Here is a 17,856-nt window from a genome sequence, read left to right on the forward strand (position 1 = left end):
CGGACAACCGACCGGGTTGTCCACCAGGACGACCCGGTAGTTCCGGCAACGGAACCAGCCAGAAAAAGGGAGACGGGTCGCCCCGGCTCCCTTTTTTCTTGTGCTCCCTCCCCCGCCCGTTGTCGCCGTCCCGTCATCCCGGCGTGGCATGGCTGCGGGCGACGCGACGAGGAGAGGCAAGATGTTCGCGCGGACGCCAAGACTGACATTACGACCCGCCTGGCCGGAGGATGCCCCGGCGCTGACCGCGGCGATCGCCGACGAGCGCGTCGTGCGGATGCTGACGCGGGTGCCGCACCCCTATGCGCTGGCGGATGCCGCAGACTGGATCGCGCAGCCGCGCGGCGGCCACGACCCGCGCTTCGTCATCGTCGCGCATGATGGCGGCGAGCCACGGCTGATCGGCGGCATCGGCATCGGCATCGACGATGACGAAGGTGCCGCGAATCTCGGCTACTGGCTGACGCCCGCCGCCTGGGGCCGGGGCTATGCGACGGAGGCGGGGCGCGCCGTGGTCGACATGGCCCGCCACGCGCTGCCGATCGACCGGCTGGAGGCATGGCATTTCGCCGACAACCCGGCATCGGGCCGCGTCCTGCGCCGGCTGGGCTTCCGGCCGACCGGGCGCACCCAGGCGAAGCGTTCCGTCGCCCGGCCCGAGGCGGCGCCCAGCATCGAATACACGCTCGATCTCGCGGAAGACGGCCGAGCGCCGATGCCGATCGCGGCCTAGAGCCGGATGACATCAGGTGGAACCGGATGTTCGTCGTTGCGAGCGGAGCGCAGCAATCCAGGGCGTTCTGGTCCGGCGCTGGATTGCTTCGCTGCGCTCGCAATGACGGATCAATCTGATGTCATCCGACTCCAGCCTGTCCATCGCGCGCCCGGCGGGATGCCGCGCCCCTCCCGCCCATGCCCAGCGGGAAGGGACAAACGGCGATGCCGGTCGATCCGGCCGACCTGTCCTACAGGGCCCGATCGGGCTACGACGGCACGATATCGGGGCAAGGATCGCCAACGGTCCGCGCCCCGTCGCTCTTTCCACCGTCAACGCCCCCACGAATCACCCCTGTAGGATGGGACTTTCGTGACTTTCCGGTGTGACTTTCCGCCCTCGCCGGTCACGACCGAATCGCCCTATGCCGCCTGCAACCGCCGGGCATCGGGCAGCAGCGCATCCTCATATTCGCTCTCGGCCAGCGCGATCAGCGCGCGGTCGTCATGCTTCCACGGATGGAAGCCGGGCAGGAAATAGCTGAACCACACCCCCGCCACCTTGCGCGCCATGCCGGGGCGGCCGAACGCGTACCACGCCAGCTTCGCCCACACCTTCGGCCCGGTCATGCCGTCCTGCCGCAGCAGTTCCAGCATCCCCTTGCGCCGGCCCTGGAAGAACTTCCACGTCGTGATCAGCATCACCAGCGACTTCACCTTCCACCGCCGCCACCGGCTCCAGTCGCGTGTCGCGTGCAGCCAGGTGTCATAGGCGACGCCCTTGTGCTCGATCTCCTCGGCGGCATGCCATTGCCACAGCCCCGCCGCCTGCGCCTCGCCCCCCGCCAGATGGCGCGGATTGGCGATCAGCTCGTGCGCCAGCATCGCGGTGAAATGCTCCAGCGCCATCGTCGCGGCCAGATTGCCGATCGGGTGCCGCCCCTTGGTCAGCGCCAGCGCCTCGTCGACATGACGTTCCAGCAGCGTGACGTCATATCCTTGTGCGGTGACGTGCCGGTTGAAGGCGACATGCTCGCGGCTGTGGATCACCTCCTGCTTCACGAACGCCTGGATCTCGGCGTGCAGCTTCGGCGGGGTGCCGTCGCGGAACGCCTTCACGCTCTCGCAGAAATAGGCCTCGCCCTTGGGGAACGTCACCGACAGCGCGTTGTAGAACGCGGTCGCGATCGGATCGTCGTTCAGCCAGTATCGCCCCAGCCGCGTGCCGCGGCCGAAGCGCACGTCGCGCGGCGTGATCGTCAGGTCGGCGGGAGTGGTTGCCTTCGCCATAAACTTCTCCAAGGGTAGCATCAGCGACATACCGTCAAACTACTTACATTGATGTAAATAAGGTCCGCTTTTTCCCATGTCAAACCGCCGCCGTCTGGCGCCCGAAGAATCGCGCGCCGCCGCGCTGGATGCCGCGCGCGCGCTGCTGATCGAGGCGGGGCCGCAGGGCGTCACGCTGAAGGCGGTGGCGGCGCGAATCGGGCGGACCCACGCCAACCTGCTCCATCATTTCGGCTCGGCGGGCGGGCTTCAGCACGCGCTTGCCGAACGAATGGCGGCGGATATCACCGCCACGATCGGGGCCGCCGTGCTGGCGGCGCGCGCCGGCACGCAGGACCCGCGCACGATCGTCGACCTCACCTTCGACGCCTTCGATCGCGAAGGCGCCGGGGCGCTGGCCAGCTGGATGATCCTCACCGGCAATCACGATGCGCTTGGCCCGATCCTGCAGGCGATCCACGATCTGGTCGATCAGCTCGCCTCGGGCACCGGCATCGGCGCGCGGCCGATCGCGGAGGAGACGCTGCACCTGGTGCTGATGGCGCTGGGCGACGCGCTGCTCGGCGCGCCGATGGCCCGCGCGCTCGGCCTGTCGCGCACCCGCGCCCGCGAACTGGCGCTGGCGGCGCTGCTGGGGTCGGACGCCGCCCGCCAGCGAGAGGATGACGCGCCCGCCTCCACCGGGTAAGGGGGCGCCATGCATTTTCTCGACCAGGCCAAGATCTTCTGCCGCTCCGGTTCCGGCGGCCCCGGCGCCGTCAGCTTCCGGCGCGAAAAGTTCATCGAATATGGCGGCCCCGACGGCGGTAACGGCGGCAAGGGCGGCGACATCATCTTCGAAGCGGTCGCCGGCCTCAACACGCTGATCGACTTTCGCTACACCCAGCATTTCCGCGCCCCGCGCGGCTCGGGCGGGTCGGGCAGCAACCGCACCGGCGGCGGCGGCGACGATCTGGTCATCCGGGTGCCGGTCGGCACGCAGGTCCTGTCGGAGGACAAGGAGGAGGTGCTGCTCGACTTCACCAAGGTCGGCCAGCGCGAGATATTCCTGCGCGGCGGCGATGGCGGTCGCGGCAATGCCAGCTACAAGACCTCGACCAACCGCACGCCGCGCCAGCACGGCACCGGCTGGCCCTTCGAGGAGGCATGGGTCTGGCTGCGGCTGAAGCTGCTGGCGGATGCCGGGCTCGTCGGCCTGCCCAATGCCGGCAAGTCCACCTTCATCAACACCGTCACCAATGCGCAGGCCAAGGTCGGCGAATACGCCTTCACCACCACCCGCCCGCAGCTGGGCGTGGTCCGCCACAAGCAGCGCGAGTTCGTGATCGCCGACATCCCCGGCCTGATCGAGGGCGCGGCCGACGGCGCCGGCATCGGCGACCGGTTCCTCGGCCATATCGAACGGTGCCGGGTGCTGCTGCATCTGGTCGACGCCAATGACGACGATGTCGCCGAAAGCTATCGCATCGTCCGCGCCGAGCTGGAGAATTACGGCGGCGGTCTGGTCGACAAGCCGCACGTCATCGCGCTCAACAAGATCGACACGCTCGACGACGAACTGATCGAGGCGTTGTCCGCCGAACTGGCCGAGGCATCGGGCACCGACGTCATCCCGCTGTCGGGCGCCAGCGGCATCGGCGTCGACTGGGTGCTGGATCAGTTGATCGAGGCGGTCGGCCCCGAAGCGGGCGCGGCGGTGGAGGACGATGGCGAGGAGGACCGGGTGGAATGGTCGCCGCTGTGATCGATGCCGTGATCGGTCGGCCATCGGCACGACGCGCGCCCCGCTGACGCTGCCCGTCATGATCTTCAGGCCCCTGCTTGCCGGTGCGACGCTGTCGGAACGGCTGGTCGCGTCGGTCGGCGCGATGATCGCCATCGCGCTGACGATCGTGGTGTGCGCCGGGTTGCCGCTGGCGATGGCCGACCTCCCGATCATCGTCGCCCCGCTCGGCGCGTCGGCGGTGCTGGTGTTCGCGGTGCCCGCCAGTCCGCTGGCGCAACCATGGCCGGTCGTCGGCGGCAACGTCATCTCCACGCTGGTCGGCGTCGCCGTCTTCAACACCGTCCCCGATACCACGATCGCCGCGGGGGTCGCGGTCGGCGCGGCGATCCTGGTCATGTCGCTGTGCCGCTGCCTTCATCCGCCGGGGGGTGCCGCCGCGCTGACCGCGGTGATCGGCAGTCAGGGCATCCACGCGGCGGGCTATGCCTTCGCCTTCGCGCCCGTCGGGATCAACTCGATCGCGCTCGTCTCGATCGCGATGTTCGTCCACCGCGCCACCGCCCGCAATTATCCGCACGAACCCATCGTCGCGCCGCCCGCACCCGGCCCGTCGCGGTTCGATCCCTCCGATCTCGACGCCGCGCTCGCCGACATGCACGAAAGCTTCGACATCGCGCGTGACGATCTCGACGCGCTGCTCGCCCATGCCGAACGCCACGCCATGATCCGGTCCGCCGGGCGCGCGGCCGCCGATCGCCGGCCATGACCGTCATCCTCCAGTCAGGCAGCGTCCGTCCGTGACCCTCTTCGCCCCCGCCACCACCTCCCGCCTCGTCGTCAAGGTCGGCTCGGCGCTGCTCGTCGATCCCGACGGGGCGGTGCGGCGCGACTGGCTGGCGACCCTCGTCGCCGACATTGCCGACAGGGCGGCGGCGGGGCAGCAGGTGGTGATCGTGTCGTCGGGCGCGATCGCGCTCGGGGCACGGCGGCTGGGGCTGGCGAAGGGTGGCCGCGCCAGTCTGGAAGACGCGCAGGCCGCCGCCGCCACCGGCCAGATCGTGCTGGCGCAGGTGTGGAGCGAACTGCTCGCCGGCCACGGCATCGCGGCGGCGCAGATGCTGGTGACGCTCGGCGATCTGGAGGACCGGCGGCGTTACCTGAACGCGGCGGCGACGCTGGGCCGGCTGGCCGGGCTGGGCGTGGTGCCGATCATCAACGAGAACGACAGCGTCGCGACCGAGGAAATCCGCTTCGGCGACAACGACCGGCTCGCCGCCCGCGTCGCGCAGGCGGCGGGCGCGCAGGGCGTCGTGCTGCTGTCCGATGTCGACGGGCTGTACGACGCCAATCCCACCCACGATCCCGCCGCGCGGCACATCCCGGTGATCGAGCGGATCGACGCGGTCGCCGCGATGGCGGATGCGCGGTCGGCCTCGGGTATGGGATCGGGCGGCATGGTGTCGAAACTGGCTGCCGCGCGGATCGCGGTCGGCGCGGGCATCCCGCTCGCCATCGCCTCCGGCCGGGTCGACAGTCCCCTGTCGGGCGAGCGGCGGCACAGCCTGTTCGTCGCCGAACGCGCGGCCCCCGCCCGCAAGGCATGGCTGGCCGGCGGCCTGACGGCGGCGGGCGCGATCCATGTCGATGCCGGTGCCGCGGCGGCGCTGGCGGCGGGCGGCAGCCTGCTGGCGGCGGGTGCGACGGCGATCGCGGGCGAATTCCTCCGCGGCGATCTGGTGACCGTGGAGGGACCGGCCGGCACGGTGGCTCGCGGCCTGTCCGAATATGACGCGGGCGAGGCGCGGCGGCTGCTCGGCCGGCGCAGCGACGAACAGGCCGTCATCCTCGGCTATGCCCCGCGCGCCGCGCTGGTCCATCGCAACCATCTGGCGCTGCTATGATCCTCGCCATCACCGGTGGTACCGGCTTCGTCGGCGGCGCGCTGATCCGCCACGCGGTCGCGGCAGGCCACACCGTCCGCGCCCTCGCCCGCCGTCCGCAGCCGGAGCGCGACGGCGTGACGTGGATCGCCGGCGCGCTGGACGAAGCCGTCGCGCTCGACCGGCTGGTCGCGGGATCGGACGCGGTCGTGCATGTCGCCGGCATCGTCAACGCGCCCGATCGCGCCGGCTTCGCGGCCGGCAATGTGGAGGGTACGGAGGCCATCCTCGCCGCCGCCACCCGTGCCGGCGCCATGCCGTTCGTCCACGTCTCGTCCCTTGCCGCGCGGGAACCGGACCTGTCGAACTATGGCTGGTCGAAGGCGGCGGCGGAACGGCTGGTCGCGGCATCGTCGCTGCCGTGGTCGATCGTCCGCCCCCCCGGCATCTACGGGCCGGGCGACATGGACCAGCTGGACCTGTTCCGGATGGCGCGCTGGGGCCTCGCGCTGCTGCCGCCGCCGGGGCGGCTGTCGGTGATCCATGTCGACGATCTTGCCCGGCTGCTGCTGGCGCTGGCGACCGGACCCGCCACCCGCGCCATCCACGAGGCGGACGACGGATCGGGTGGTATGACCCATGCCGATTTCTTCGCGACCGGCATCGGCACGGCGGTGGGGCGGCGGGTGTTGCCGCTGCCGATGCCCCGCGCGCTGCTGTCATTGGCGGCGCGGCTGGACCGGCGCTGGCGGGGGGATGCCGCGAAGCTGACCGCCGACCGGGTTGCCTATTTCTGCCATCCCGACTGGACGATCGATCCCGCCCGCCGCCCGCCGCCCGCGATCTGGGCTCCGCAGGTCGACACTCGCGCCGGGCTGGCGGACACCGCGCGGTGGTATCGCGCCCAAGGATTGCTATAGCCGCCGCAACGCCGCCGCATTCAGCGCCTAGGGAATTGTCATGAGCGACCGCCAGAGCATCTTCGACACCGTCACCGCCCAGATCGAACCCTTCAATAAAAAGGGCGTGGCGCTGACCGACGCCACCACCTTCCAGGGCGATCTGGAATGGGACAGCCTGACCGTCATGGATTTCGTCGCCGCGATCGAGGACGAGTTCGACATCATCATCACGATGAACATGCAGGCGGAGATCGAGAATGTCGGCCAGCTGGTCGATGCCGTCGCGACGCTGAAGGGCGACCGATGACCGAAACCGGATTGCAGGCAGAGGCGGTATCGCTCGATCCGTCGCCGGTCGCCCCCGAACGCGACCTGATGGGCAAGTTCGACCGGCTGATCGCGGAGCGGCAGGCGCTGCTCGACAGCGGCGTCATCGATCCCTTCGCGATCGTGATGGACGAGGTCCGCTCCCCCACCGAGGCGGTGATCGACGGGCGCGAGACGATCCTGCTCGGCACCTACAATTACATGGGCATGACGTTCGACCCGGACGTGATCGCCGCCGGCCACGCCGCGCTCGACGCGTTCGGATCGGGCACCAACGGCAGCCGGATGCTGAACGGCACCTTCCGCGACCATATGGAGGCCGAGGAGGCGCTGCGCGACTTCTACGGCATGTCGGGCGCGATCGTGTTCTCGACCGGCTACATGGCCAATCTCGGCATGATCTCGACGTTGGCGGCCAAGGGTGAATACGTCATCCTCGACGCCGACAGCCACGCCTCGATCTACGACGGCTGCGCGCAGGGCAATGCCGAGATCGTCCGCTTCCGCCACAATTCGGTCGAGGATCTCGACAAGCGGCTCGGTCGCCTGCCCAAGGAACCGGGCAAGCTGGTGGTGCTGGAGGGCGTCTATTCGATGCTGGGCGACATCGCCCCGCTGAAGGAGATGGTCGCCGTCGCCAAGAAGCACGGCGCGATGGTGCTGTCCGACGAAGCGCACTCGATGGGCTTCTACGGCCCTAATGGCCGCGGCGTGTACGAGGCGCAGGGGCTGGAGGGACAGGTCGATTTCGTCGTCGGCACCTTCTCCAAGTCGGTCGGCACGGTCGGCGGCTTCTGCGTGTCGAACCATCCCAAGTTCGAGGCGATCCGCCTCGCCTGCCGGCCCTACATCTTCACCGCCAGCCTGCCGCCGTCGGTGGTGGCGACCGCCGCCGCCTCGATCCGCAAGCTGGCGACCGCGCACGACAAGCGCGAACGGCTATGGGCCAATGCCCGTGCGCTGCATGGCGGGCTGAAGGCGAAGGGGTTCCGCCTCGGCACCGACACGCCCGACAGCGCGATCATCGCGGTGATCCTCGACGATCAGGTTCAGGCAGTGGCGATGTGGCAGGCGCTGCTGGAGGCGGGATTGTACGTCAACATGGCGCGTCCGCCCGCGACACCGGCGGGCACCTTCCTGTTGCGCTGCTCGCTGTGTGCCGAACATACGCCCGATCAGATCGCCCGTGTCCTCGCCCTGTTCGACGAGGCCGGCCGCGCGCTGGGCGTGATCGCGTAGCAACATCCATCGACTGTACGACCCGACTTTTCCGGGGGACGATGTTGGAGTAGGCCGGTTCAGTGGACTATGAGGGCGAAAGGGACGCACCGGCAGGCGCCGCATGGTGGCGAACCGTCACCGTCATCGTGCTCGCCCTGGCTGCCGCCATCGTCCTGGTCGGCCTGATCGTTACCCTGGGCGGCGCCAATCGCGAGCGGGACCGCGCGCTGACGCTGCAACGCCACAGCTACGACGTGATGATCCTCGCCCGCACGTTATCCGCCACTATCGCCCGGTCGGAGGCGTCGCTCGGCCGCTACGTCATCTCCAGCGACCGGTCGCAGGGCCAGTTGTATTTCGAGGGGTGGACGCTAGCCGGTTCGCAGATCGACCGGCTCCACCAGTTGACCATCGACAATGCGGATCAGGACCCCGCGATCAATCGCCTGCGCGCCGCCTATCAGGCACGCGGCGAGGAACTGTCGATCACCGCCCTGTCCACCCGCTACGGGAAGAACGGGCAGGCGCTGGCGCGGTTCAACCTGTTGCGCAACGCCGCCTCACTGGTCGCGATCGACCGCGAACTGGACGGCATCATCGTCCGCGAACGCCGCCTGCTGGAGGATCGGGTCAATCGCGCGACCGATTCGGTCGAACGATCCAGCCGTATCGCCGGCGTGCTGGCGGTGTTCGGCGTGTTGCTGGTGCTGGGCGCGGTGATGCTCGGCTGGATGAGCATGACCGCGGTCGAGGAACGCATCCGCGCGCGGGCCGATGCCGATGCCGCGCGCGAACGCGCGGAGGCGCTGGCGGCGGCGGTGGCGGATGCGACCACCGAGTTGCGCGTCCAGGAAGCCAAGTTGCGCCAGGTGCAGAAGATGGAGGCGGTCGGCCAGTTGACCGGCGGCATTGCGCACGATTTCAACAATATGCTCGCGGTCGTGCTGGGCGGGCTCGAACTGGCGCGGCGTCATGTCGATGGCGGGCGGGCCGGGCTGCTGCGCCATATCGACAGTGCGATGGATGGGGCCAACCGCGCCGCCGCGCTGACCCGCCGCCTGCTGGTGTTCAGCCGCGAAGAGGCGCTGAAGCCCGAACCGATCGCGATCGGCGCGTTGATCGCGGACATGTCCGACCTGCTCGACCGGACGCTGGGCGACGGCATCACGATCGAGGTGCAGCATGCCGCCGCGGACTGGCTGGTCCGGGCGGACCGGGTGCAACTGGAGAACGTGTTACTCAACCTGTGCGTCAACGCGCGCGATGCGCTGGACGGTCGTGGCACGATCCGCATCGGCACCGCCGCGCGGACCCTGACGGAGGGCGAACTGATCCATGGCGCGGCGGGCGATCATATCAGCCTGTCGGTTGCCGATGATGGCTGCGGCATGGCGCCGGAGGTGGCGGAACGGGCATTCGAACCCTTCTTCACCACCAAGGAATCGGGCAAGGGCACCGGTCTCGGCCTCAGCCAGATCTTCGCCTTCGTCCGCCAGCAGGACGGCGACATCGTGATCGACACCGCGCCGGGCCGTGGCACCACCGTGACGCTGTACCTGCCGCGGGACCGTTCGTCCGGTATCGCCGCCGCGCATGACGAGGCGCCCGTCCTGCCCGACCGGCAGCGCGACGGTCTGGACATCCTGGTGGTGGAGGACGATCCCCGGGTGCTGTCGGCGACGGTCGAGGCGCTGGTCGAGCTCGGCCACCGCGTGGTGCCGTGCAACGATCCCTTAGCCGCCCCAATGCTGCTCGACACGCATCCGGATATCGACCTGCTCCTGTCCGACGTGCTGATGCCGAACCAGACGGGACCGGAAATGGTCGCCGGCCTGCGCCACCGGCATCCGCATGTCGCCGTCCTGTTCGTCACCGGCTTCGCGGGCGAGGCGGGGGCAGTCGACCTGGCCGGGCATTTCGTCCTGCGCAAACCGTTCACGCTCGCCCGCCTGGAACAGGCGCTGGCGGAGGCGACGCACGGCCAGCGTCGTCCGCCTGAGGGGATCGCCGCCTGAACCGCCGAACGGCTCGCTTTTTCACCTGACGCGGCGGCTTCGCCCCCCTATACCCACGCGACCTTGCCGCCATTCGAGCCCCTCCCCCGATGAAGTCGATCGATCGCTACATGGCGCGGCTCATCGCGCTGCCCCTGTTCGCCACGCTCATCATCTCCGCGATGCTGCTGGTGCTCGACCGCATCCGTCGCCTGTTCGATTTCGTCGCGACGCAGGGTGGGCCGATCGGCGTGGTGTGGCGGATGCTCGCCAACCTGCTGCCCGAATATCTCGGGCTGGGTATTCCGATCGGGCTGATGCTCGGCATCCTGCTGGCGTTCCGGCGCCTCGCCACCTCGTCCGAACTGGACGTGATGCGCGGCGTGGGGATGAGCTATGGCCGGCTGCTGCGGGTGCCGTACATGTACGCGGTCGGGCTGGCGCTCGTGAACCTCGCGATCGTCGGTTATGTGCAGCCGATCGCCCGCTATTATTACGAAGGGCTGCGGTTCGAACTGCGTACCGGCGCGCTGGGCGCGTCGATCAAGGTCGGCGAGTTCACGCATCTCGGCCCCCGCATGACGCTGCGCATTGAGGAAAGCCGCGACAAGGGACGCGATCTCAGCGGGATCTTCGTCCATGTCGACACGCCCAAGAACGATTGGATCGGCGTGACCGCGGAGCATGGCCGCTTCATGGCGACCGACGATCCCAACGTCATCATCTTCCGCCTGACCAACGGTATCCTCGTCCACAACCGGCCCGAGTTCAAGGTACCGCGAGTGTTGCAGTTCAGCAGTCACGACTTGCCGATCGACCTGCCCAAGCTGGAGAATTTCCGTCAGCGTGGCGGCCGGAACCTCGAATTCACCCTGCCTGAACTGGCCCGGCTGGGTCATGCCGCGGGCACGACCGAGCAGCAGCGCGATTCCAGCCGGTCGGAATTCCATTTCCGGCTGGCGGAGGTGGCGACGATGTTCCTGTTGCCGATGCTGGCACTGGCGCTGGGGGTGCCGCCCAAACGATCCTCGTCGGCGCTGGGCGTGTTCCTGTCGATCGTGATGATCGTCACCTATCACAAGGTGAACGAATACGCGCAGAGCTTCGGCGAACTGGGCCGCGTCGATCCGGCGCTGGCGCTGTGGGTGCCGTTCGCGATCTTCGCCGGACTGGTGTTCTGGATGTACTACACCATCGCTTATGTCCCCGGCGGCCAGCCGATCGGTGCGCTGGAACGCGTGTTCTCCAAGGCGGGCAAGGCGATCGCGGATCGCCTGCCGGGGCGGCGCCGTCGCCGCCGGGCGCAGGAACGGGAGCAGGCGGCATGACCAACAGCATGTTCCCGTCGCGTACCGTCGCGCTCTATACCGGCCGCCTGTTTCTGGTCCGCACGTTCGCCATCCTGTTCGCGCTGGTGCTGGTGCTCCAGACGCTCGACCTGTTGAGCAGCAGCGGCGATATCCTGGCGATGCCGGGCAACACGCAGGCACAGGTGTGGACATATGTCTCGCTGCGCGCGCCGCAGATCATCTCGTTCCTGCTGCCCTTCTGCGTGCTGCTCGGTACGATCTTGACGCTCATCACCATGAACCAGAACAGCGAGGTGGTGGCATTGAAGGCGGCGGGCCTGTCCGCGCATCAGGTGCTGGCGCCGCTGCTGGTCGCCAGCATGGGCGTGGCGGTGGTGTCGTTCGTGTTCAACGACCGCGTCGTCTCGCGCGCCACCGCGACGCTGACGCAGTGGCAGAACGTCAATTACGGGGCGATGCCGATCGATCGCGGCGACCGCGCCAATGTCTGGGTTCGCGACGGCGACGACCTGATCCAGGTCGATCAGGTGCGCGGCCGTGGCACCGGTGCCCGGCTGGGGGGGGTCACCCTCTACGACCGGACGGGCGGCAATCTCCAGTCGATCATCCGTGCCCCCCAAGGCATCTATGTACCGGGCAATGGCTGGCGGATCGGGCCCGCGACCCGGTTTGACGTGGCCAGCGGGCAACAGGCGGCGATACCGTCGATCGTTATCGGTCGCGGCGTGCGGCCGGACCAGTTCACGCTCGCCTCGGTCGATGCCGACAGCCTGTCGTTCGGTGCGTTGCGCGCCGCGATCGGCGACCTCGCCGAATCCGGCCGCCCGACCAAGGCGCTGGAGGGGGCATTGTGGCACAAGCTGTCGGGACCGCTGTCGGCGGTGCTGATGCCGCTGCTGGGTGCGGTCGCCGCCTTCGGCATCGCGCGATCGGGCAAGCTGTTCGTGCGCGCGGTGATCGGCATGGCGCTCGGCTTCGCCTATTTCGTCGCGGACAATTTCGCGCTGGCGATGGGCAATCTCGGTGCCTACCCCCCTTTCCTCGCCGCCTGGGCGCCATTCCTGCTGTTCCTGCTGATCGGCGAAGCGGTGCTGTTCCGCACCGAGGAATAGAGCACCCTTCCTCGCCCTCCGGCGGGATCGGCATTTTTCCCGATACTGGACCGATATCCGGTCAGGCCGTATCGACACGCCGGCGAACCGGGATAACGGTGTTCGCGGACGAGGATAGGGGGGAACCGGGGGGTGACCGCAAAACGGATCGAGGGATGGAAATGCATCGCGGGCTATCTGGGTCGCGATCGATCCACGGTGATCCGCTGGGCGCGCGAGCGCGGACTGCCGGTCCATGCGCTGCCCGGTGGCAAGAGCCGTAGCGTCTATGCGCTGCAGCACGAACTCGACGCCTGGGCATCGGGACAGGCCAGTGGGCTGCCCGATCCCGCCGATGCGGTCGCGCCCGCCATGCCGGACGATGCACCGTCCATCACCCCATCCGCCATCCCTGCCCCCGCCTCCCGCACAAGCGATGCGGCAGTATCGACACATGCGCCCAGACGGTGGCGTCGCCGGCTTGCGGCGGCGGCGGTGACGCTGCTGGTGGGCGGCGGCGCGCTGACGGTCGGCGTCACACGCTATACCGCCCCGGCGGAAGCCGCGATCCTCGATCGCGCGACGATGGCACGATATGTCGCGGCGCGTGACGACATCGCCACGCGCGCCGCCCCCCGGCTGGATACCGCGATCCGGACGCTGTCGGTCATCGCGCGCGATCATCCCGGCCATGCCGGCACGCACGAGGCACTGGCCGAGGCGTGGCTGCTCGCGCGGGAGTTCGGCTCTGCCCCGGATGCGATCGCCATCCCCCGGGCGCGACGGGCGGCGGCGGTCGCCGGTCGCATCGACCCCGGCTCGGTGGTGGCAGACCGTGTGGAGGGCGTCATCGCCTATTGGTGGGATCGCGACCCGGTTCGCGCGGGCACGCTGTTCCGCCGGGCGGTCGGCCATGGCCCGCAGGATGCGCTGGCGCACCTCTGGTATGCCAATATCCTGGCGGACAATGGCGAACACACCGCCGCCGCGCGCGAATTCGATGCGGCGCGGCTGCTGTCGCCGGGCGCGCCGTGGCTGCTGGCCGATTACGGCTGGGGACTGTGGTCGGCGGGGCGGACGGCGGAGGCGCAGGCATTGCTGACCGGCCTCGCCGCCGAACAGCCGCGCCTGGCCAGCGTGCAGGATTGCCTGAGCGTCACCGCCCTGGCGCACGGCGATCTGCCCGGTTACGTCCATCACCTGCGGATGCGGGTACGGCTGCGCGGCGAACCCGAACTCGCGGCCTATGCTACGGCGCTCGATCGCACGATGGCGGTCGATGCCGCCGCCGGGCGGGGGCATGGTGCCGCCTATGCGCTGATGCTGACCCGGGCGGTCTCGTACACGCAGAATGCGGAACGTCCCGATCATAGCTGGCCGGCGTTTGTCGCGAGCATCGCCGGCGATCGCGCGCAGTTGCTGGCGATCCTGCACGACGCTCGTGCTCGAGAGGAACGCTGGGGGGCGGCGGGATATGTCCATCGCATACGCCAGCGATGGGCGAAGGACGGCATGATCATTGCGACCCTCGACACATTGGCCCAGCCGCGGATCGAACCCGAACCCGCCTGAGATTGCCCGGACCGGGGTTCCGCGCCCGCAATCGGTGCCGCGACAGGTGGTGCGACGCCTTGCGACGGATTACCACAGGATGCCATCCGTGCCGCTGGACCGGTGTCGCTAACCCCTTGTCTGGACTGGGGGATGGGGCAAGGCATGAACATCATGGTGCGTGGGGGCGCAGCGGCATCGACGGGCGAGCAGTGGCGATGCACGGGCGGCTTGTACTGGCAGGGTTATGTCGACAGCGCGATGGAAGCGGCAGCGCTGGTCGATGCCGCCGGGCGCATCGTCTGCACCACCGCCGCGTTCGACCGGATTGCCGGCGATGGCGACGGGGTGAGGATCGCAGGCGTGATACCCCATGCCCGCCTCTATAGCGCGACCGCCGGGGAACAGGTGCGGCTCGATGCGGCGCTGGCCCGCGCCATCGCGCGGACCGCACCGCTGCCGTCGGCAACGCGGTACTCCCGGCTGAGCGGACGGTCGCCACTGATCGTCATCGTCCGGCCCATTCCCTGGGCGACGCGGCTGCTGCAGGGGAGCGACGGGGCCGCAGTGCTGTCGCTGGTCGATCCGAACGATCGGCCCGCCCCCGCACCCGCGCTGTGGCGGGAGGCCTTCAACCTCACCCCTTGCGAAGCGGCGCTGGCCGCGCTGCTGATGGCGGGCCATTCCGTCGAATCCGCCGCGGCAACCCGCAATTGCCGCCCGGCAACCCTGCGGGTCCATCTGCGCGGCATCTTCGCCAAGACCGACGTTTCCCGTCAGTCCGACCTGATCGCGCTGCTGGCCCGGATCGGGCGATAATGGCGCGGTGTTTCTAGCCCCGCACTATACAAGTTATACCGCCCTACCATCTACAATAAATAAGTCATGACATGATACATGTTCATGCGTCACCTTTTGACATATTACCTAATTATTACAATACAATGCTATTATCCCGACAATATAATATATATAGTTGTTCGATTATGCGCATCTACTGTCTCGAAAGAGTCAGAATCGCGCCATCATACCAATCCAGCTTGATCTGCACACCTTCGCTGACCAGATGCGCTTCAGGCGGACCGAACCGGCCTTCGGCACAGCCGATGCTATCATCCGGACCGATTTGTGGTGCGAGACAGGTGTCGGTGAAGAAGCCGCCTTCATGTGGCTTCCAGGCCAGTCGCTCTGGCGAGATGGACAGCACTGCACCCATCAACGCCGGATCGTCGTCACTCACTGCCTGGACCGGTCCCGGTGCGACGCGGACACCGACGACCCGCCAGTTCCCGGCCAGTTCCTCGACCCGCGTCTTCTCCTCGGCAGGCGCGGTCGGCGTATCGTTGGCGGCGGCGGCGACGGCCTCGCTACCGTTCGATGGTTCTGACCCACACGCGTAGAGCAGCATCATCGCGGCAAGCGCGGTTATTGTCTTCATGATAACTCCGTGCCCATCATGCTGGTGCGGGATACACTTAGCGATCCTGCGGGCATCCCGCACCCGCCGCTTTTCCGATGGCGCCTCATTGGCGGCACTGACAATGCCCCTGCTACCGGGCCGCGCACGGGTCGCCCGCCATTCAATCCGAAGCCTGCACCTGTTCGGCTATCACCCGAAGTGCTGGCACGTATTGACGAGGTCATAGGCAATTACGGCCACTCCGCGTTCATTCGCGAGGCGGTCAAGCGCGAGTTCCAATGGCGCGGAAAGTGATCGGGAACAGGCGTAGCCCGAACACGCATTCGCGATGACCCCGCGAGATCACTATAAGGCTATCGATTTAATGGTGCACCCGACTGGATTCGAACCAGTGGCCTCTGCCTTCGGAGGGCAGCGCTCTATCCAGCTGAGCTACGGGTGCCTGAGCAGCGCGCCTAGCAAAGGTGGTCGCGGGGCGCCAGTGGATTTATGCGGCCGGCATCAACTTCGCTGCCGGGCTCTTCGGTGCCGGCGTCTTCGGCCTGAACGCGCACAGGTCCGCTACCGGACAGCGCCAGCATTCGGGGCGGCGTGCCTTGCAGATATATCGGCCATGCAGGATCAGCCAATGGTGCGCGTGCAGCCGGAACGGCTGCGGCGTGACCCGGTCGAGCACCAGCTCCACCGCCAGCGGCGTCTTGCCGGGTGCCAGCCCGGTACGGTTGCCGACGCGGAAGATGTGCGTATCGACCGCGAACGTCTCCGCGCCGAACGCCACGTTCATCACCACGTTGGCGGTCTTGCGCCCCACCCCCGGCAAGCGCTCCAGCGCGGCGCGATCGGCCGGCACCTCGCCGCCGAATTCGTCGATCAGCATCCGCGACAGGGCGATGACGTTCTTTGCCTTGGCATTGTACAGGCCGATGGTGCGGATGTGGTGCTTCAGCCCCTCCTCACCCAGCGCCACCATCTTTTCCGGGGTATCCACGTCCTCGAACAACGCGGCGGTCGCCTTGTTCACCGATACGTCGGTCGCCTGCGCCGATAGCGCCACCGCGACCACCAGCGTAAAGGGATTGCGAAACGCCAGTTCGGTTTCGGGATGCGGGTCGGCGGCCGCCAGCCGCGCATAGAATTCGACGATGTCGGCACGCTTCACGGATCAGAGACCCAGCACGTCGTCCATCCGGTACCGGCCGGCCGACTGCGCCGCGAGCCACAGCGCCGCCTTCACCGCCCCGCGCGCGAACAACGAGCGGTCGTCGGCGCGATGGTTCAATTCAAGCCGCTCGCCCTCACCCGCGAAGATGACGCCGTGATCGCCGATCACCGATCCGCCGCGCAGGCTGGCAAGGCCGATCGTCCCCTCAGAGCGTGCACCGACCAGCCCGACCCGGCCGTCGACGCGTAATTCCGACAGGGTCGATCCACGCCCCGCCGCCGCCGCCTCGCCCAGGATCAGCGCCGTGCCCGACGGCGCGTCTACCTTGTGGCGGTGATGCATCTCGACGACCTCGATATCCCAGTCCGCCCCCAGCCGCTCCGCCGCCTCACGCACCAGCCGCGCCAGCACGGTGACGCCAAGCGAGGTATTGCCGGTCTGAAGCACGGCGATCTCCCGCGCCGCGACATCGATCGCGGCATGTTGCGCGGGGGTTAGGCCGGTCGTGCCGATCACGATCGGCGTGCCTGCGGCCAGCGCCGCCGCCAGATGCGCGTCGACGGCAGAGGCGGTTGAGAAATCGACCAGCACGTCGGCAGCCTGCGCCAGCGCGACGGGATCGTCGGCGGCATCGGCGCCGCCCGCCAGATGCGCGCCTGCGAACGCCAGCGCCTCGGTCACCGCGCGCCCCATCCGCCCGGCATAGCCATAGACGCCGATCCCGATCGACGCCGGAGTGAAAGCGGGGGCAAGGGGATCGGCGACCATGCCCGCTCTCCTGCCACGGAAGCCCCCCCGCCGAACAGGCCCTATCGCACCATCAGCGACGTCATTGCGGGACGACGACGGCGGATTACCATGACGCAGATGTTGCCGTTGCCCCATGCCGCGCCTCATCCGCGCGCCGTTCGACACCATCATCCGGATCGGTGCCGGTATCCCTGACCGATGCCGTAACGCCGTGTCCGAAGGCGTTGCATCTCAGGGCTGCCCATAACGTCAAACCGCGCTCACCGCCGCGTCATGGGCGATGGCCGCTTTTCGCCATGCCGCGCCCACCATATCATCAGGCCATGACCGGCATCCGCAACATCGTCATCCTCACCGGCGCGGGCATCTCCGCAGAATCCGGCCTCGCCACCTTCCGTGGGCCGGGCGGCCTGTGGGAGGGGCACCGCGTCGAGGCTTGATGTCGTTTCGGAACAAAGCGATATGTGGACTTGCCCCGGAAAAGTGGAGAGTTCCCCTGAGGTGAAAGGCGAACTCGA

18 protein-coding genes, 1 tRNA gene and 1 pseudogene are annotated in these 17,856 nt (G+C 68.4%); 15 read left to right on the plus strand and 5 right to left on the minus strand.

Annotated elements, in window-relative coordinates; genetic code table 11:
- Positions 1-181 precede the first annotated feature (181 nt).
- Positions 182-733 (plus strand): GNAT family N-acetyltransferase, encoded by a 552-nt coding sequence (locus tag IFT82_RS10380; RefSeq protein WP_192126354.1) that lies wholly within the window; start codon positions 182-184, stop codon positions 731-733.
- A 404-nt stretch (positions 734-1,137) separates the two neighbouring features.
- On the opposite strand, the gene IFT82_RS10385 is transcribed toward IFT82_RS10380, so the two are convergent.
- Positions 1,138-2,004, minus strand: a complete 867-nt coding sequence (locus tag IFT82_RS10385; RefSeq protein ID WP_192126356.1) for a metal-dependent hydrolase — start codon at positions 2,002-2,004, stop codon at positions 1,138-1,140.
- Between the two features lie 76 nt (positions 2,005-2,080).
- On the opposite strand from IFT82_RS10385, the gene IFT82_RS10390 reads away from it, so the two are divergent.
- The 12 genes from IFT82_RS10390 (at position 2,081) to IFT82_RS10445 (ending at position 14,825) form a co-directional block, all read left to right on the plus strand.
- Complete coding sequence (locus tag IFT82_RS10390) at positions 2,081-2,692, plus strand: TetR/AcrR family transcriptional regulator (protein WP_192126357.1); 612 nt, start codon at positions 2,081-2,083, stop codon at positions 2,690-2,692.
- A 9-nt stretch (positions 2,693-2,701) separates the two neighbouring features.
- Positions 2,702-3,748 carry a GTPase ObgE gene (obgE, locus tag IFT82_RS10395; RefSeq protein WP_192126358.1) on the plus strand — a complete coding sequence of 349 codons (1,047 nt, stop codon included), beginning with the start codon at positions 2,702-2,704 and terminating at the stop codon, positions 3,746-3,748.
- Positions 3,749-3,806: 58 nt separating this feature from the next.
- A complete protein-coding gene (locus IFT82_RS10400) occupies positions 3,807-4,496 on the plus strand; it encodes an HPP family protein (RefSeq protein WP_199860429.1) in 690 nt (229 codons plus the stop codon).
- Between the two features lie 31 nt (positions 4,497-4,527).
- Positions 4,528-5,631 (plus strand): glutamate 5-kinase, encoded by a 1,104-nt coding sequence (gene proB / locus IFT82_RS10405; protein WP_192126360.1) that lies wholly within the window; start codon positions 4,528-4,530, stop codon positions 5,629-5,631.
- A complete protein-coding gene (locus tag IFT82_RS10410; RefSeq protein ID WP_192126361.1) occupies positions 5,628-6,530 on the plus strand; it encodes an NAD-dependent epimerase/dehydratase family protein in 903 nt (300 codons plus the stop codon). The genes proB and IFT82_RS10410 overlap by 4 nt, the downstream gene beginning before the upstream one ends.
- Positions 6,531-6,570: 40 nt before the next feature.
- Positions 6,571-6,819, plus strand: coding sequence for an acyl carrier protein (locus tag IFT82_RS10415; protein WP_192126362.1), 249 nt, complete (start codon positions 6,571-6,573; stop codon positions 6,817-6,819).
- Entirely contained in the window at positions 6,816-8,078 is a 1,263-nt protein-coding gene (gene spt / locus IFT82_RS10420) for a serine palmitoyltransferase (RefSeq protein ID WP_192126363.1), read from the plus strand. The genes IFT82_RS10415 and spt overlap by 4 nt, the downstream gene beginning before the upstream one ends.
- Before the next feature lie 62 nt (positions 8,079-8,140).
- On the plus strand, positions 8,141-10,075 hold the full coding sequence (locus IFT82_RS10425; RefSeq protein ID WP_192126365.1) for an ATP-binding protein: 1,935 nt from the start codon (positions 8,141-8,143) through the stop codon (positions 10,073-10,075).
- A gap of 89 nt (positions 10,076-10,164) precedes the next feature.
- A complete protein-coding gene (gene lptF / locus IFT82_RS10430) occupies positions 10,165-11,382 on the plus strand; it encodes an LPS export ABC transporter permease LptF (protein WP_192126367.1) in 1,218 nt (405 codons plus the stop codon).
- The gene (gene lptG, locus IFT82_RS10435; RefSeq protein WP_192126369.1) at positions 11,379-12,476 is read left to right on the plus strand and encodes an LPS export ABC transporter permease LptG; all 1,098 of its coding nucleotides are present in this window, start codon (positions 11,379-11,381) and stop codon (positions 12,474-12,476) included. The genes lptF and lptG overlap by 4 nt, the downstream gene beginning before the upstream one ends.
- A gap of 132 nt (positions 12,477-12,608) precedes the next feature.
- Entirely contained in the window at positions 12,609-14,027 is a 1,419-nt protein-coding gene (locus IFT82_RS10440; protein WP_192126371.1) for a hypothetical protein, read from the plus strand.
- A 144-nt stretch (positions 14,028-14,171) separates the two neighbouring features.
- Positions 14,172-14,825, plus strand: coding sequence for a helix-turn-helix transcriptional regulator (locus IFT82_RS10445; RefSeq protein ID WP_192126373.1), 654 nt, complete (start codon positions 14,172-14,174; stop codon positions 14,823-14,825).
- A 175-nt stretch (positions 14,826-15,000) separates the two neighbouring features.
- Here the strand turns inward: IFT82_RS10445 and IFT82_RS10450 are convergent, their stop codons facing one another.
- A complete protein-coding gene (locus tag IFT82_RS10450) occupies positions 15,001-15,417 on the minus strand; it encodes a hypothetical protein (protein WP_207105776.1) in 417 nt (138 codons plus the stop codon).
- A 36-nt stretch (positions 15,418-15,453) separates the two neighbouring features.
- Here IFT82_RS10450 and IFT82_RS10455 point away from each other — a divergent pair, with 36 nt between their 5' ends.
- Positions 15,454-15,720 (plus strand): hypothetical protein, encoded by a 267-nt coding sequence (locus IFT82_RS10455; protein WP_192126377.1) that lies wholly within the window; start codon positions 15,454-15,456, stop codon positions 15,718-15,720.
- A 71-nt stretch (positions 15,721-15,791) separates the two neighbouring features.
- Here IFT82_RS10455 and IFT82_RS10460 read toward each other — a convergent pair.
- From IFT82_RS10460 to dapB, 3 genes are all read right to left on the minus strand, one after another.
- Positions 15,792-15,868, minus strand: a tRNA-Arg gene (locus IFT82_RS10460).
- Positions 15,869-15,913: 45 nt separating this feature from the next.
- Entirely contained in the window at positions 15,914-16,585 is a 672-nt protein-coding gene (gene nth / locus IFT82_RS10465; protein WP_192126379.1) for an endonuclease III, read from the minus strand.
- Between the two features lie 3 nt (positions 16,586-16,588).
- On the minus strand, positions 16,589-17,356 hold the full coding sequence (gene dapB, locus IFT82_RS10470) for a 4-hydroxy-tetrahydrodipicolinate reductase (protein ID WP_192126381.1): 768 nt from the start codon (positions 17,354-17,356) through the stop codon (positions 16,589-16,591).
- A 305-nt stretch (positions 17,357-17,661) separates the two neighbouring features.
- Here dapB and IFT82_RS10475 point away from each other — a divergent pair.
- Positions 17,662-17,772, plus strand: a pseudogene (locus tag IFT82_RS10475) (NAD-dependent protein deacylase); the annotation flags it as partial.
- Positions 17,773-17,856 lie beyond the last annotated feature (84 nt).

The sequence above is a fragment of the Sphingomonas sp. CFBP 8760 genome, from assembly GCF_014841615.1.
Lineage (GTDB): Bacteria > Pseudomonadota > Alphaproteobacteria > Sphingomonadales > Sphingomonadaceae > Sphingomonas.

What these genes read in the sequence shown, in the direction of transcription:
- IFT82_RS10415 (WP_192126362.1), top strand. Translation starts at nt 6,571, where the DNA reads ATGAGCGACCGCCAGAGCATCTTCGACACCGTCACCGCCCAGATCGAA.
- obgE (WP_192126358.1), top strand. Translation starts at nt 2,702, where the DNA reads ATGCATTTTCTCGACCAGGCCAAGATCTTCTGCCGCTCCGGTTCCGGC.
- IFT82_RS10385 (WP_192126356.1), bottom strand. Translation starts at nt 2,004, where the DNA reads ATGGCGAAGGCAACCACTCCCGCCGACCTGACGATCACGCCGCGCGAC.
- IFT82_RS10400 (WP_199860429.1), top strand. Translation starts at nt 3,807, where the DNA reads ATGATCTTCAGGCCCCTGCTTGCCGGTGCGACGCTGTCGGAACGGCTG.
- IFT82_RS10410 (WP_192126361.1), top strand. Translation starts at nt 5,628, where the DNA reads ATGATCCTCGCCATCACCGGTGGTACCGGCTTCGTCGGCGGCGCGCTG.
- IFT82_RS10445 (WP_192126373.1), top strand. Translation starts at nt 14,172, where the DNA reads ATGAACATCATGGTGCGTGGGGGCGCAGCGGCATCGACGGGCGAGCAG.
- IFT82_RS10390 (WP_192126357.1), top strand. Translation starts at nt 2,081, where the DNA reads ATGTCAAACCGCCGCCGTCTGGCGCCCGAAGAATCGCGCGCCGCCGCG.
- dapB (WP_192126381.1), bottom strand. Translation starts at nt 17,356, where the DNA reads ATGGTCGCCGATCCCCTTGCCCCCGCTTTCACTCCGGCGTCGATCGGG.
- IFT82_RS10450 (WP_207105776.1), bottom strand. Translation starts at nt 15,417, where the DNA reads ATGATGCTGCTCTACGCGTGTGGGTCAGAACCATCGAACGGTAGCGAG.
- spt (WP_192126363.1), top strand. Translation starts at nt 6,816, where the DNA reads ATGACCGAAACCGGATTGCAGGCAGAGGCGGTATCGCTCGATCCGTCG.
- lptG (WP_192126369.1), top strand. Translation starts at nt 11,379, where the DNA reads ATGACCAACAGCATGTTCCCGTCGCGTACCGTCGCGCTCTATACCGGC.
- IFT82_RS10380 (WP_192126354.1), top strand. Translation starts at nt 182, where the DNA reads ATGTTCGCGCGGACGCCAAGACTGACATTACGACCCGCCTGGCCGGAG.
- lptF (WP_192126367.1), top strand. Translation starts at nt 10,165, where the DNA reads ATGAAGTCGATCGATCGCTACATGGCGCGGCTCATCGCGCTGCCCCTG.